Source organism: Dyadobacter tibetensis Y620-1 (genome assembly GCF_000566685.1).
Lineage (GTDB): Bacteria > Bacteroidota > Bacteroidia > Cytophagales > Spirosomataceae > Dyadobacter > Dyadobacter tibetensis.
In genome coordinates this window covers 1,155,116-1,169,914 of the sequence record NZ_AZQN01000003.1, presented here as the reverse complement: position 1 = coordinate 1,169,914, position 14,799 = coordinate 1,155,116, and the positions used below count along the sequence as shown (strand labels likewise).

The following is a 14,799-nucleotide window of genomic DNA, read 5'->3' as shown; positions in this document are numbered from 1 at the left end:
ACAACTTGCGCTGCATCCCGATCTATTACTAAAACCATACCAATAACAGAGATTTAACTGCCCCTTAATAAGCAAGAACTGGTGACAACCATTTCTCTATTTCTTCTAATGGCATATTCTTACGTTTGGCATAATCCATTACCTGGTCTTTATGAATTTTTCCTACAGGGAAATATCTACTTTGGGGGTGGGAGAAATACCAGCCACTCACGCTACTTGCCGGGTACATGGCAAAACTTTCGGTGAGCGTGATACCGACCTCTTCTGCTCCCAGCAGATCGAATAACATTCGTTTTTCGGTATGGTCCGGACAGGCGGGGTATCCTGGCGCTGGTCGTATCCCCTTATAACTTTCCTTGATCAATTCCTCGTTGGACAATTTTTCATCAAGGTCATAACCCCATAATTCTTTACGGACTCTTTCATGCATAAGTTCGGCCAGACCTTCTACCAAACGGTCGGCCAGAGCTTTCACCATAATACTGTTATAATCATCATGATCGCGTTCATAACCTTCCAGCAATGACTCAATCCCAATTCCAGCCGTTACGGCAAAGCCACCAATATAATCGGTGTGACCAGTGCTGAGGGGAGCTACAAAATCGGACAAACAGTAATTAGGAAGATTTTTGGCCTTTTCGCTTTGTTGGCGAAGGTGATGCAATACTACCATATTATCTGCCAGAAGCTCCCCCCCATCTACATCCTGAGTATTGGGCTGGCTGATCTTATATTCAATATGGGTATGAGAACCATGTCTTTCACATTGGACCTCCTTGCTGTTTTCCTCGAAATGATGCAGCATAATATCGTCTTCAATGGAGTTAGCAGGCCAGAACCCAATAACCGCTTTGGCCTTAAGACTTTTATCCTTAATAATCTTTTCAAGCAGGATATTTGCCTCATCAAATATTTTCTTGGCCTCTCCACCAACTACCTTATCATCGAATATCTTCGGGTATTTTCCATGCAACTGCCAGGTCTGGAAAAAGGGCGTCCAGTCGATATACGGAAGGATATCCTGCAAATCATAATCATCAAAGACTCTGGTACCCAGGAATTGAGGTTTGGTTGCCTTAAATTCGGACCAGTCGATATTAGTCTTGTTTTTACGTGCCAGATCGATGGGTACATGAGCTTTCACACCACTTCTTTTGGCATGATCCTCTCTAAGCTTGGCATATTCGCTTTTAATATCAACAAGCACCTGAGCCTGGCTAGCTTCGCTTTGGATTAGCTTTCCGGCTACCGGTACAGAACGAGACGCATCTAAGACATGAATAACAGGACCGGAATAATTTGGGTCTATCTTCACCGCTGTATGAATACGGGAAGTAGTAGCTCCACCTATTAGCAAAGGGATAGTCATTTTTCGACGCTCCATTTCCTTGGCCACCCCTACCATTTCGTCTAAGGAAGGAGTGATCAAGCCTGACAGTCCAATAATATCAACATTATGCTCCAAGGCTGCAGCCAATATTTTGTCTGTTGGGACCATCACACCCAGATCGATGATCTCATAATTATTACAACCTAGGACAACCCCAACAATATTCTTTCCAATATCGTGGACATCACCTTTTACAGTGGCCAGCAAAATCCTTCCGGCCGTGCTTCCTTCGGTCTTTCCTGCCTCAATGAAAGGTTGCAAATAGGCAACCGCTTTCTTCATTACTCTCGCAGATTTAACAACCTGGGGGAGGAACATTTTACCTTCACCAAATAAGTCACCTACAACCCCCATACCATCCATCAATGGCCCCTCGATAACCTCAATGGGTTTTTCGAATAAATGGCGGCACTCTTCAACATCGATCTCGATAAAGTCGGAATTACCCTTTACCAAGGCATGTGAAATGCGTTGCTTTACGGGCATTTCCCTCCAGGTAAGATCCGGCCCCGATTGGCTCTTACCTTTATCTTTCACTGTTTCGGCATAAGTCACCAACCTTTCGGTGGCATCCTCACGACGGTTGAGCAATACATCTTCCACTAGCTCTAGAACGTCTTTGGGAATCTCATCGTAGATTCCAATTTGCCCGGCATTGACAATTCCCATGTCCAGACCAGCACGGATGGCATGATATAAAAAGGCGGTATGAATCGCTTCGCGTACCGGCTCATTGCCCCTAAAGCTAAAGGAGACATTGGACACTCCTCCTGAAACCTTCGCATGGGGCAGGTTTTCTTTGATCCACCTAACGGCGTTAATAAAGTCAACAGCATAATTATTATGCTCTTCCATACCGGTAGCTACCGTCAAAATATTGGGGTCGAAGATAATATCCTCAGCGGGGAAGCCCACCTGATCGACCAATATCTTATAGGCCCTTTCACATATTTCAATTCTCCGTTCAAAATTATCGGCCTGACCTTTTTCATCGAAAGCCATCACAACAGCTGCCGCTCCGTAGCGCATGACGGTCTTGGCCGACTCTATAAATTTTTCTTCTCCTTCCTTGAGCGAAATGGAGTTTACAATCGATTTGCCCTGTACACATTTTAATCCCGACTCTATCACCTCCCATTTTGAGGAATCTATCATAATCGGAACCTTCGAAATATCGGGCTCTGCGGCGATCAGGTTCAGAAAGGTTTTCATAGCCTCTACCCCATCGATCATACCCTCATCCAGGTTGACATCGATTACCTGAGCACCATTTTCTACTTGTTCCCGGGCTATACTGAGTGCTTCATCATAATTCTCTTCCCGCACCAAACGAGCAAATTTCTTAGACCCGGTAACATTACAACGCTCGCCAATATTAACGAAATTAGAAAGTGCGTTGATCCGAACCGGTTCTAAACCCGAAAGGCGCATTACCTGGTCCCGCTGGGGGATGACGCGAGGCTCATACTTGGCGGCGATGTCGGCGATTGCCCGAATGTGATCGGGAGTTGTACCACAACATCCTCCAATAATATTAATCAGGTTGTCCCGTAGAAAACCGTCAATCACCTCACCCATTTGTTCAGGCGACTCGTCATACTCGCCCATTTCGTTGGGCAATCCTGCATTGGGGTGAGCAGAAGTATAAAAGGGAGACTCGTTAGCCAATATCTGAACATAAGGCCGCATCAGATCGGCGCCCAAAGCACAGTTAAGCCCAACAGACAATAAGGGTAGATGCGAAACCGATGTCAGGAAAGCCTCTGTAGTCTGCCCGGATAAGGTACGTCCCGAGGCATCCGTAATGGTTCCGGAAATCATAATGGGTAGAACTCCACCTTTTTGTACCTTCCAGGATGGCAGATGCTCTATCAATCCTTTTCCCGCATCAACAAAAAATTTATCTATGGCGAATAATGCCGCTTTGGCATTCAGGGTATCGAAAACCGTTTCAACCAAAAGCAGGTCGCAGCCCCCATCGGTCAATCCCTTCACTTGTAAATAATAGGCCTCTACGAGCTGGTCAAAAGAAATGGCGCGATACCCTGGATTATTTACGTCGGGAGACAAAGATGCCGTTCTATTGGTAGGCCCCATGGATCCTGCCACAAACCGAGGCTTATCAGGCTGAGCCAGAGTAAACTCATCGGCTACTTCCCGAGCCAATCGGGCCGATTCAAAATTGAGCTCATATACGAGCTCCTCCATGCCGTAATCGGCCATGGCGATCGTGGTACAGGAGAAAGTATTGGTTTCAGCAATGTCCGCACCTGCCTCATAATAAGCCGCATGAATCTCCTTGATCACATCAGGCCGGGTCAACGAGAGCAGGTCATTATTTCCTTTTACATCTTGAGGCCAGTCTTTAAATCGCTCTCCACGATAATCTTCATCCTCCAGTTTATAACGTTGGATCATAGTACCCATGGCACCATCCAATACTAAAATTCTACTTTTCAGTATTTGCCGTATATCCGTTTGTTCCGCTTGAATCATTTTCCAGTTTATTTTTTTGACAAAAGATTGTCTTTCGATACCAGTATAAAAATGGTGAACCGATAGGACAAATTTACCCTTTATAGATGTTTTGTTCAAAAAATTTAAAATAAACAGACAATAAACCTACATTTGAGGTAGTTTGTATTGAAATAATCTATTTCAATGAAAGTTTCAAAGTATTATTAGATAATCTATCTATGCATAAGTTAGATCAGACCGACACACAAATCCTTCATTTTTTACAGGAAGACGCTACTTTAAAAACCAGAGAGTTAGCCGAAAAACTAAATTTATCCTATACCCCAGTCTACGAAAGGGTTCGGCGACTGGAAAAAGAAGGTATCATAAAACGGTATGTAGCCTTAATTGACAGGGAAAAGGTGGGGCGAAAATTAATGGCTTTTTGCAATATTGCTCTCAAGGAGCATTCAAAGGCCATGGGGGAGAAATTTGTATCGGCCATTATAGCCATGCCTGAGGTGATGGAATGTTTCAATATTTCTGGTGATTATGACTTTCTGCTTAAGATCGTGGTGGAGGATATGTCCCAATACCAACAATTTCTGATGCATAAGCTCGGTTCGCTAGACAATATAGGTAGCACCCATAGTCTGTTTGTTATGGGTGAAATCAAGAATTCTACGCTCTTGGAGATGGATGCCTCAAAATAAAAATAAGGGTATCGGAAGACTCCAATACCCTATTCCAACTTACCCCTAACAAAATCTTTTTACAGGCACTTCTATCTGACTCCTATCTAACCCATGGTGTTAAACTGAGGATTAACACGGCAAGGCTGACTACCTCAATGACCCCCAGACTGAAACCGATCAAATGATTCCGCAGCGAATCGGTCTCCCTGGCTAAAACGCCCCCCTGCTCCGTTCCTTACACCCTAAGGTCAATGACTAACTTGATAACGTATCCGCAGCAACCAACCTGTGAATCCCATTTCAAGTACGCAGCCCACAAATAGTGTGTTGCAAGGGGGGGGGGAAAGAAAATAAACTTTTCATTCCTTAGATTTTATGCAACAAAGGGCGAGAAATATGCGTACGTAAATTAATAGAAGACCCATCCCTGACAAACTTGATTTAATAACACTTTGCTATTTCGAAAAAAGACATCTTTTGATGAGAACGATTTCGACTCAGTCGTCTCTGCCTGTATTGCTGGCAATCCGCAAGCGCAGAGATCCTTATATAAGCAGTTCTATGGATACTCCAAGAGTATTTGTATGCGCTATACCAATTCAATGGAAGAGGCCGAAGAGGTAATGAATGAAGGCTTCTTTAAGATCTTTAAAAATCTGGAACGCTACGATCCGGGTCATCCTTTTAAGGCTTGGCTTCGAACCATTATGGTGAACACTGCCATTAGCTATTATCGAAAGCATAAAAAGCACAGCGAAGATGTCATTTCCATTGAAGATGCTCCCTACCCTCATTTCGATGAGAACATTATCGGGCAGATCACTGCAGATGAAATTCTGCAACTGGTACAAAAGATTAAACCCATTTACAAAAATGTATTTTTAATGTATGTAGTAGATGGGTATAACCACCGCGAGATTGCAGAACTATTAGATATTAACGAGGCGACGGTCCGATCCCATTATGTTAGAGCAAGGGCCCGGCTACAACACCTGATACAACAATATTATCCCAACTTATTTCCGACGGGTTGGCCCATTAAGACATTCAAAGGCAATGAAAACTGATCAATTTGATAAAAATATACGCCGAAAACTAGAGAGTATATCTCCAAGCTTCGAAGAGAAAAGCTGGACAGCCATGCAGGAATATATGGATGCACAGTCTCCCCCTACCCTATGGCAGCAATATAAGGGATGGTCGGGCTATGCAGCAGCCGCTTCTGTACTTTTACTGACGGCCCTATTATATGCTGGTCAACTGCAAAAAAACCGCCAGCTTATGAAAGCTGTTACCGGGCTTGAGCAGGAAATGAAAGAAATAAAGTCGGGCTTAACGCCTCCTGTTGGTGTAGCAGCTACTACCGATACGGTGTATATCATGCAGAAAGAATATATAGCACTCCCTGCTCCGGAAGAGGCCTATGCTCAGACTTCTCGCGTATCACCAAAAAGAATGGCAGCTATCACATCAGATTCGGCCCCGCCACTTAGCAAGCCCTCGTTCCTTGACCCAGCTAGCCAGGTTAGCGCAAATCCGTCTGCGCCAAAGATCGCAGCCTCCATCGACTCATCTTCTTCAGAGAATGTTTTGGCCCTAATCCCGGACGACCTAAGGGGCACAGTGGCAGAAGGGCCACGGGAGAAAATGGAACCGGAAAACAGGACGGGTATTTCGACGGAAATCATTGGATCAACCAGGGCTGATTACCCTGTAGAAGCAATAAAATCGTCGCAAACTAACCAAGATATCCGTAACATTACAAGTGATTATCGTATGGAATATGCCTTAAAAAGCCGGATATCTCCTTCCAGAGTTAGCAAAAGTTTGGGCATACAACCTCATATACCAGTTGATCACCAGCTGGCAACCAAAAGCAAAACCCTCCCCGAGCCAAACGGCGGTAAAGGTGCTGCCTTACCATCATCCACTGGTACAATTAAGACCAATGGCTTGGCCCTGGCTGAGAAGGAGGTCAATGCTCTTTCTACATTAGGTACCGAGCAGACCATTCCTGATCTACCTTTAAAAAATCCTTATCGTTTCGGTTTTGGATATGGCTGGGAGGGCAATAGCCAGGTGAAATCATTGGTAGCCGATGTACAGATCAGCAAAAAGTTTTCCCTTATCACTGGTTTGTCCTGGTTGAAAGGAAAACCTCTGGAGTTTCTAAATGAAAAAATGTTTAGAGAGAAGAACAGAACAGATTTCAAAAAAGAACATTACGACAAAATCCCTCAGGCCATGGAAGTGGTAAACATCCGGGTTGAACCTACTACGCTGCAAATTCCACTGACCTTGGCCTTCCGTAGCAATATTGCGAAAGATCTGGATTATTATGTAATGGGAGGCACCCAGATAACGGTATCGGCCAAAGATCGCTTTGACTATAATATGCTACCGCCGGGCTCAGGCTATCAGGGTGACTATTATGACACTGGATTTACCAAGAATAAAAAAATGCCGCTTTTCAATACCTTCAATGCGGGCATGGGAATTGAAAAATCATGGCATCCTGTGGTGGTACAAATGGAAGGGTATTATTTTCATTACTTCACACCCAACAGTCCTGCGAGTCCTAAAAACGGGCCGGGTCTAAGGCTTAAATTATTATATCAAATCGGCAAAGATGCATAAGGAGGAGTACCAGCATACATACAATTAGATTTGGGAATTCCTTGTCAAAAACCCTATTTTTGGGTTTTAAAATCTTTTAGACCACAAACTTTGAAATACGCAGCAATAGATATTGGGTCCAATGGCGCCCGCATGCAGATCTCATCGGTACTGAACGATGAGGGCCGGGTACGTTTTAAAAAAGTAGAATATGTACGTTTCCCCCTGCGCCTGGGACACGATGTGTTTACCATAGGCGAGATTTCTCCTTTCAGTGAAGACCGAATGATAAAGCTTATGCTTGCCTACCAGTTATTAATGGAATTGCATGAGGTTGAAGATTATATGGCCTGCTCGACTTCCGCCATGCGGGAGGCCGTTAATGGGCACCAGGTCCGCGACAATATTCAACAACGTACTGGTATCAACATACAAATAATTGATGGTAAAAAAGAGGCAGACCTTGTCAATAATGTGGTTATCAAATCCTTGGGCGAGGGGCAGTTTCTCCATATAGATGTTGGCGGAGGCAGTACCGAACTTAATGTCTATCGGGATCACAAACAAATCGTTTCCAAATCGTTCAAATTGGGCTCGGTAAGGCTACTGGAGGGCAAGGAAACGAAAGGATCCTGGCAGAAAATAGAAGAGTGGATCCGCAAAAATGTAGATTACACTCAGCCCATCCAAGCGGTAGGAACGGGTGGAAATATTAACAAGCTTTTTGATCTCTCTTCCAAACTCAGTGAAAGTTCCACAAGTCTTTCGGAAATTATCCGGATGAAAGAATATATTGCGCAGTTCACACTGGTGGAGCGAATAAATAAACTCCAACTGAATCCGGACCGTGCCGATGTGATCGTTCCTGCAGGTGATATATACACCTCAGCCATGAAATGGGCAGGAGCCGAGATTATGCACGTTCCCGATGTAGGACTAAAGGATGGGATGCTCCAACAGCTCTACGACAGAGCCCAGGCAAGACAAAAAAATAGTTAGCCTCCCCTTAATTTACCATGCTCTCTCCAGGTCTTTAGCAGTATACCGGTGATTTCGAACTATGAATAAAGAAGATTGCTGATTTCTGGAGAGAGACAATGGATTTCTCCTGCCATATCTGGCCATAAATGCCACAGGGACTAGAATAAAGATATATACTATCGACAACAATACCTTTCCATTAATTAGTCCAAGGACGGCTGCAAGGCGGTACCACGCTTTCACCAATAGGGCCCCCAACCTTGAGGAAACCAAACTAAGAATTCCTACCAACGTGGCTATCCATAGAAAAACATCAGTAACAAATAAAAAATATAGGACGAGCATTCCGGTGACAATAACCAGTTGTGCCTTACTGTTTTCAGAATCGGACATAGCAGTGAAAATTAAGTTGGCAGAGCCTCTCAGGTATAGCCCTGCCTCTCCCTAAACAAATTAAAACAAGGTATAAATGAATGGAGCCACGGCCGAACCGCCGCCAATGACAATAAGTACACCTAGTAGTAGCAAAACCAGAATAACAGGAGCTAACCACCATTTCTTTCGCTCCTTCATAAATTCGAACAAGTCCTTTAGAAATTCCATCGACTAGATTATTTATTTGAACATTCACTTAATTCGATTCAATAAAAATTCAGTTTAGTCTAACACAAACTCCTGCTGCCAGTGATCTTTCTCTTTCCATTGCGGTTGATCCCTTTTATCGAAGAGAAAATCCCCGATTACCAAATAGTCCATTTCAGTCCGCATAAAGCAGCGATAGGCATCCTCGGGCGAACAAACTATAGGTTCTCCTCTAACGTTAAAACTGGTATTGACTAGTACTCCATACCCAGTAAGCTCCTTAAATGCCTGAAGGAGTTCATAATACCGTGGATTGGTTTCCTGATGAACCGTTTGAATTCGAGCCGAAAAGTCAACATGGGTAATGGATGGCAGATCGGAGCGTTGATAATAAAGCTTTTCCCTTAAATCCAAGTCCGTATAATTAGCAGGAAGAGCCATGCGTCTGTTTTCCTTAAAGGGGTGAACCAATAACATATAAGGTGAATCCCCTTCATACTCAAAAAAAAGGCCAACATCTTCTGCGAGAACCGAGGGAGCAAATGGACGAAACGACTCCCTATATTTGATTTTAAGATTTAGTTTTTTCTGCATTTCGGTATTTCTAGGGTCACCCAGAATACTTCTACATCCTAGGGCGCGTGGCCCAAACTCCATCCGCCCCTGAACCCAGCCTATCACCTGCCCACGGGCCAAAAGCTGTGCTACACTAGCGGTCAGTTCCGGAAGATGAGAAAAATACTGAAAAACCGCCTTGTATTTTTTGGACATTAGCTTCACTTCCAAATCTGAAAAACAGGGGCCCAGATAAGCACCCTGCATACTGTCCCGTCCGGGTTTGATTTTTCTGGGTTGACTAAAATATATATGCTCTGCGGCCAGTGCCGCCCCTAGCGCTCCTCCTGCATCACCCGCAGCAGGTTGAATAAATATCTGATTAAAAATCCCAGTTTTTTGAAGTTTTCCATTAGAAACACAGTTCAATGCCACTCCCCCTGCTAAGCAGAGATTTTCTGCCCCTGATAGGCGTTGAGCTTCCTTACTCATCCGAATAACAGCTTCCTCCGTTACCTGCTGAATGGCTAGCCCAAGGTTACAATGCTGACGCTCCAGCGGATCTTCCGGCCTACGTAATTTAAAACCAAAAAGTCCTTCCCATCGAGCCTCATTTACCATCTTCAGGCCGGTAGCGTAATCAAAATATTTCTGGTTTAACCACAGCGATCCATCCGGCTTCAGGTCGATGAGTTCGGTAAGAATAATCTCCTCAAAACGTTTAACTTCTTCAGAATCGGGTTGTCCATAAGGGGCCAAACCCATCAATTTGTACTCTCCGGAATTGACCTTAAACCCTAGAAAATAGGTAAAGGCTGAATAAAGTAAACCAAGAGAATGGGGATAATGAAGTTCCTTGAGTACTGTAAGCCCCTCTCCTTCGCCCAGGCAAATAGAAGCTGTGGCCCATTCTCCAACACCATCTACGGTTAGTACAGCAGCTTTAGCGAATGGAGAGGGGTAGAAAGCACTGGCAGCATGCGATAGGTGGTGTTCAGGGAATAGAACCTTGATGTCTGATTTAGAATCATATCCTAGTTTTCCCAGTTCTACCCTTAATATACGTTTTAAAAATAGCTTTTCTTTAATCCATACAGGCATGGACAGCAAAAATGACCGAAGTCCTTTAGGGGCAAAAGCGTAATAGGACTCTAGAATTCGTTCAAATTTTAATAGAGGTTTGTCGTAAAAGACAATAGCATCCAGCTCGTTCAAACTATACCCACCATACTGCAAACAATAAGCAATGGCATGAGATGGGAAGGTAGCGTCGTGCTTTTTTCTAGTAAATCGTTCCTCTTGTGCGGCCGCGAGGATATTACCATCCACCACTAAAGCTGCAGCCGAATCGTGGTAAAAGGCCGAAATGCCTAATATTTTCATGTGTGTATGCCTTATGTAGTTTGAATTACCACTATTCAAAAAAACCTGACTCTATTAATTCCGCTTTCGAGTCCAAGGGTTTTCTAACTAAACTTAACAAATTCTTTTCTAGGATATAGCAGGCCAATTCCTTATAAAAAACCTGCGCACCTATCTCACTTAAATGACAAACATCACAATACATTACTTTATGCTTAGGGAGCTTTTTACTCATATCTAAATACGGAATTTGCTCTTTTTTTGACACTTTAAGTAAGATCTCATTATGGATATCAATGGCTTTCTGAACATTCTCGGGTCTGCCCCAGGTAGTTACCGGAGACATGCCATAACAGTTGGCAAAGGCTTGCTTGTCCTCTTCCCTTCCTGTTAAATTTTGGCCAGCTGGAAAATAAGGTGCATACTCTACCAATAACAATTGCTCCTTCTTTTCCTTAGCCAGTTGGCATATTTCACTTAAATTATTCTCATAGCTTTCAGCCGTTTTAACTCCGGAACCATAGTCCATAAATTGTGGATCCACCGTTTCCATAGGAATATATTGCTGTTTAATAATTAAGCTTTTAATCTCAGTAAAGACCAGATCCAAAACATAAGGTATAATAGTAAATTTCATTTCTGGATGACGTTCTAAGCGGAGAATTTGCTCATACCATTTAATATGACTGTAATCTGACTTGAACTGTTCGGGTCTTATATTATTGGCTCTGGCCTCGTTAATAGCTTCATAGTAAATCACCAGATCAAACTTAAAGGGTTTTAAGTGCCTGTACTTAATTGCATTATCTAAGGAGGTGTGTCCCGGATGAGCTGCATTATAGATGTTAATTGTCTTTATTTCGGGATACCTGTTCCTTATCAAAGTATCCAGCCTGGATTCTGGCCGGGACCAGTCTGTACTTATCACAGAACCACCCAAAATTAAGATCGAAGGCGCAGAGGAGACTCTGCTCTGAAATTTTTCCTTAATTTTTAGGAGTTGAGGATAATATTTTTCCTCCATAAAATGATGAGGCGTAAAAAATGACATTCCCTGGGTCAGCATAATCAATCTGACTAGAGCTTCTGTAATCAAAAGCATAAGGAGAAATAGCAATAACAAATAGACTAATTTCTTATCCATGCGTCTAAATATTACTATATATCACAATATCATATCCGTCAAGTATCCACAATATAGAAATATTAATATACTAAAGTCAATTATTCCTAAGAATATTTTTACATGCTTATAAATCGGGGGTTATTAACAAATAAGCGCTATCCCAGACCCTATAAATAAGGCCTGAGAGATTACTGTAGTTTTCGAACTTTAAGGCTGTGAAATACGAACAGGCTTATGCTCTTCATCCAGGGCTACAAAGGTAAACAAGCCAGAGACTGCCTTTTCTCGGCCTTCTTCATACATCTGTTCGATAAATATATCTACCCTTACCTTGAGACTGGTATTACCTACCACCTCGACACGCCCTACCAGCTCTATAATGGTCCCAGCGGGAATAGGCTGAGTAAAATCAATGCGATCGGAAGAAACCGTTACACAGCGCAGACGCGTAAAACGTGTAGCTGCCATAAATGCAACTTCGTCCATCATCGATAAGGCCTTCCCCCCAAATAGGGTGTCATAATGATTGGTATCGTTGGGAAACACCGTTTTAAAAACGCTTACTTGTGACAAATTAATTTTCTGTTCCAGGGGGCTCATAAGAATTACAAATCAACCTGGGAGCAGGTTTTCCCAGGTTGATTCAATTTATTAGATTTATAGTTTTATTTTTCACTGAAGGCTACAGCCTCTCTGAGCAAGTTAGCAGCTGCAACCATATTTTGCAAAGCAACCTTCGTTTCCGGCCACTTCCGCGTCTTCAACCCACAATCGGGGTTGACCCATAAATTCCGGGCAGGGATGACCCTTAGTGCCTTTTCAAGTAGGAGCACCATCTCGTCCACTGAGGGGGTTCGGGGGGAGTGGATATCATAAACTCCTGGTCCAATTTCATTAGGATATTTATATTCAACAAATGCATCAAGAAGTTCCATTTGAGATCGGGAGGTTTCGATGGTGATCACGTCGGCATCAAGGTTTGCAATGGCTTCGATAATATCATTAAACTCAGAGTAACACATATGCGTATGAATCTGTGTTTGATCGGCCACTGCCGAAGCGCTCAGCTTAAAGGCACCCACCGCCCATTCCAGATACTGTGCCCAATCTTTCTTGCGAAGCGGCAGCCCTTCCCGCAAAGCGGGTTCATCAATTTGAATGATTCGGATACCGGCCTTCTCCAGGTCCAGTACTTCCTGGCGTATGGCAAGGCCTATCTGCCAAGCCGTTTGCTGCCGGGGCTGATCGTCCCGAACGAATGACCATTGTAGAATGGTAACCGGCCCGGTCAGCATTCCCTTCATAGGTCGGATGGTATTGGCTTGTGCAAAGGCTGACCAACGGACCGTCATGGGAAATGGCCGGGACACGTCACCATAAATGATAGGCGGTTTCACACAACGACTGCCATAACTTTGTACCCAACCATTTTGAGAAAATACAAATCCAGATAATCGTTCCCCAAAATATTCTACCATATCATTGCGTTCAAATTCACCATGAACCAGCACGTCCATTCCTAAGGATTCCTGCCAGCGGATAGAGGCGATAATCTCTTTTTCTAATTCGGAATGATAATCCTCTTCTGATATAGCTCTATTTTTAAAACGGGCACGTAAGGCCCTAATTTCCTCCGTTTGAGGAAAGGACCCAATGGTTGTAGTGGGCAGTAAGGGCAATTTTAATCGATGTTTCTGAATTAATTGACGTTGGGAGAATGTATTTTGGCGGGCCAGGTCGGCAGGCAGAATGGCTGCTACACCGGCTTTTACCTCTGGACGGTGAATGAGAGGAGAATTATTTCGGGCTCCTTGAGCCGCACGATTGGCAAGGAAAATTGGATCAAATTTCCATTTGATAGCCGAGAGTCTTTTAAGCTCCGCTATTTCCGTCAGTTTTTGCCGTGAAAAAGCCATCCAATTCTTTACTTCTGGCGTAAGAATATCTTCCTGCCCCTCCAGTTCCAGGTCGTATGGACAATGAAGTAATGAACAAGAGGGTGCCAACCACACTCGTTCTCTGCCAAGTGCCCTGGTTGCCTGCTTTATTGAGGATAAGGATGCTTCAAAACGATTCTTCCAAATATTTCTTCCATCCACCAATCCCAGTGAAAGTATTTTATTACTGGAAACGAAGGTTTCATAGGACAATATGGCTGGAAGGCTATGTATCGATCGGGTGATGTCGATATGTAGCACATTGATGGGCAGACCGGCGGCTAGGGCTAAATTATCAGCCAGTTCGCCAAAATAAGTCGCCAATATCAGATTTACTTGAGGCACAGCAGCCCGTATTTCCGCATAGGCCTTATGAAATGACACCTGCTCATCCTGAGTAAGTTCCTGCACCAACATAGGCTCATCAAGCTGAATATGAGTAGCCCCTCGGTCTGCCAATTCTTCCAGGATAGAGATATAAACAGGCAATAAATTGTCAAGTAAGTCGATTCGGTGAAAACCTGACTCTTTTTCTTTTCCCAATAAAAGAAAACTTATAGGCCCGAGTAAAACGGGTTTGGTAAGTATTCCCAATTGCAGGGCTTCCACGAACTCATGAATTACTTTGTTGGAGTAACGGGTAAAAGACTGATTTTTAGAAAATTCAGGTACCAGATAGTGATAATTGGTATCAAACCATTTTGTCATTTCCAGGGCATGCAAGTCTATGCCTTCGCGCTGCACTCCTCTGGCCATGGCATAATACAGGTCCATTTCCCGATTGGCTTTCCCGTCGATCAAAGCATGAAATCGCTTAGGAATGGCTCCCACCATACTGGCGGCGTCCAGCACTTGATCGTAGAGTGAAAAATCATTGGAAGGAATCAGGTCTATGCCCGCAGCTCTCTGTGTTTCCCAATTCTGCCGGCGCAATTTTCGGGCAGTCTCAAGCAACGCATCTTTCCCACCGTTTCCCGCCCAAAAAGCCTCGGAGACCTTTTTCAATTCTCTGTGGGCCCCCACACGAGGATACCCCAAATTGTGTGATAACATGTTAATTGTGTTTAAGAGTTGATAAATAACCCTTGAAAACACCCC

At 43.7% G+C, this 14,799-nt stretch carries 11 protein-coding genes; 4 read left to right on the top strand and 7 right to left on the bottom strand.

Features of this window, described 5'->3' with window-relative positions; all coding sequences use genetic code 11:
* Nucleotides 1–64: 64 nt before the first annotated feature.
* A complete protein-coding gene (gene metH, locus X939_RS0111675) occupies nucleotides 65–3,886 on the bottom strand; it encodes a methionine synthase (RefSeq protein ID WP_025763452.1) in 3,822 nt (1,273 codons plus the stop codon).
* Nucleotides 3,887–4,086: 200 nt separating this feature from the next.
* Here metH and X939_RS0111670 point away from each other — a divergent pair, with 200 nt between their 5' ends.
* From X939_RS0111670 to X939_RS0111655, 4 genes are all read left to right on the top strand, one after another.
* Nucleotides 4,087–4,560 carry an Lrp/AsnC family transcriptional regulator gene (locus X939_RS0111670; protein ID WP_025763451.1) on the top strand — a complete coding sequence of 158 codons (474 nt, stop codon included), beginning with the start codon at nucleotides 4,087–4,089 and terminating at the stop codon, nucleotides 4,558–4,560.
* Nucleotides 4,561–4,994: 434 nt separating this feature from the next.
* Nucleotides 4,995–5,609 carry an RNA polymerase sigma factor gene (locus X939_RS0111665; protein WP_025763450.1) on the top strand — a complete coding sequence of 205 codons (615 nt, stop codon included), beginning with the start codon at nucleotides 4,995–4,997 and terminating at the stop codon, nucleotides 5,607–5,609.
* Entirely contained in the window at nucleotides 5,599–7,179 is a 1,581-nt protein-coding gene (locus X939_RS0111660; protein ID WP_025763449.1) for a porin family protein, read from the top strand. The genes X939_RS0111665 and X939_RS0111660 overlap by 11 nt, the downstream gene beginning before the upstream one ends.
* Nucleotides 7,180–7,269: 90 nt before the next feature.
* Nucleotides 7,270–8,157, top strand: a complete 888-nt coding sequence (locus X939_RS0111655; protein ID WP_025763448.1) for a Ppx/GppA phosphatase family protein — start codon at nucleotides 7,270–7,272, stop codon at nucleotides 8,155–8,157.
* A gap of 12 nt (nucleotides 8,158–8,169) precedes the next feature.
* On the opposite strand, the gene X939_RS0111650 is transcribed toward X939_RS0111655, so the two are convergent.
* From X939_RS0111650 to metE, 6 genes are all read right to left on the bottom strand, one after another.
* The gene (locus tag X939_RS0111650) at nucleotides 8,170–8,532 is read right to left on the bottom strand and encodes an SxtJ family membrane protein (RefSeq protein WP_025763447.1); all 363 of its coding nucleotides are present in this window, start codon (nucleotides 8,530–8,532) and stop codon (nucleotides 8,170–8,172) included.
* Nucleotides 8,533–8,592: 60 nt separating this feature from the next.
* The gene (locus X939_RS23785) at nucleotides 8,593–8,742 is read right to left on the bottom strand and encodes a DUF5989 family protein (protein WP_198034396.1); all 150 of its coding nucleotides are present in this window, start codon (nucleotides 8,740–8,742) and stop codon (nucleotides 8,593–8,595) included.
* Nucleotides 8,743–8,796: 54 nt separating this feature from the next.
* Nucleotides 8,797–10,659 (bottom strand): carbamoyltransferase family protein, encoded by a 1,863-nt coding sequence (locus X939_RS0111640; protein ID WP_025763446.1) that lies wholly within the window; start codon nucleotides 10,657–10,659, stop codon nucleotides 8,797–8,799.
* A gap of 31 nt (nucleotides 10,660–10,690) precedes the next feature.
* Nucleotides 10,691–11,275 (bottom strand): hypothetical protein, encoded by a 585-nt coding sequence (locus X939_RS23635; RefSeq protein ID WP_198034395.1) that lies wholly within the window; start codon nucleotides 11,273–11,275, stop codon nucleotides 10,691–10,693.
* 696 nt (nucleotides 11,276–11,971) lie between these two features.
* The gene (locus X939_RS0111630; RefSeq protein ID WP_025763444.1) at nucleotides 11,972–12,364 is read right to left on the bottom strand and encodes an acyl-CoA thioesterase; all 393 of its coding nucleotides are present in this window, start codon (nucleotides 12,362–12,364) and stop codon (nucleotides 11,972–11,974) included.
* A gap of 65 nt (nucleotides 12,365–12,429) precedes the next feature.
* The gene (metE, locus tag X939_RS0111625) at nucleotides 12,430–14,754 is read right to left on the bottom strand and encodes a 5-methyltetrahydropteroyltriglutamate--homocysteine S-methyltransferase (RefSeq protein WP_025763443.1); all 2,325 of its coding nucleotides are present in this window, start codon (nucleotides 14,752–14,754) and stop codon (nucleotides 12,430–12,432) included.
* Nucleotides 14,755–14,799: the final 45 nt, after the last annotated feature.

What these genes read in the sequence shown, in the direction of transcription:
- X939_RS23635 (WP_198034395.1), bottom strand. Translation starts at nt 11,275, where the DNA reads ATGAAATTTACTATTATACCTTATGTTTTGGATCTGGTCTTTACTGAG.
- X939_RS0111650 (WP_025763447.1), bottom strand. Translation starts at nt 8,532, where the DNA reads ATGTCCGATTCTGAAAACAGTAAGGCACAACTGGTTATTGTCACCGGA.
- X939_RS0111630 (WP_025763444.1), bottom strand. Translation starts at nt 12,364, where the DNA reads ATGAGCCCCCTGGAACAGAAAATTAATTTGTCACAAGTAAGCGTTTTT.
- metH (WP_025763452.1), bottom strand. Translation starts at nt 3,886, where the DNA reads ATGATTCAAGCGGAACAAACGGATATACGGCAAATACTGAAAAGTAGA.
- metE (WP_025763443.1), bottom strand. Translation starts at nt 14,754, where the DNA reads ATGTTATCACACAATTTGGGGTATCCTCGTGTGGGGGCCCACAGAGAA.
- X939_RS0111670 (WP_025763451.1), top strand. Translation starts at nt 4,087, where the DNA reads ATGCATAAGTTAGATCAGACCGACACACAAATCCTTCATTTTTTACAG.
- X939_RS23785 (WP_198034396.1), bottom strand. Translation starts at nt 8,742, where the DNA reads ATGGAATTTCTAAAGGACTTGTTCGAATTTATGAAGGAGCGAAAGAAA.
- X939_RS0111660 (WP_025763449.1), top strand. Translation starts at nt 5,599, where the DNA reads ATGAAAACTGATCAATTTGATAAAAATATACGCCGAAAACTAGAGAGT.
- X939_RS0111640 (WP_025763446.1), bottom strand. Translation starts at nt 10,659, where the DNA reads ATGAAAATATTAGGCATTTCGGCCTTTTACCACGATTCGGCTGCAGCT.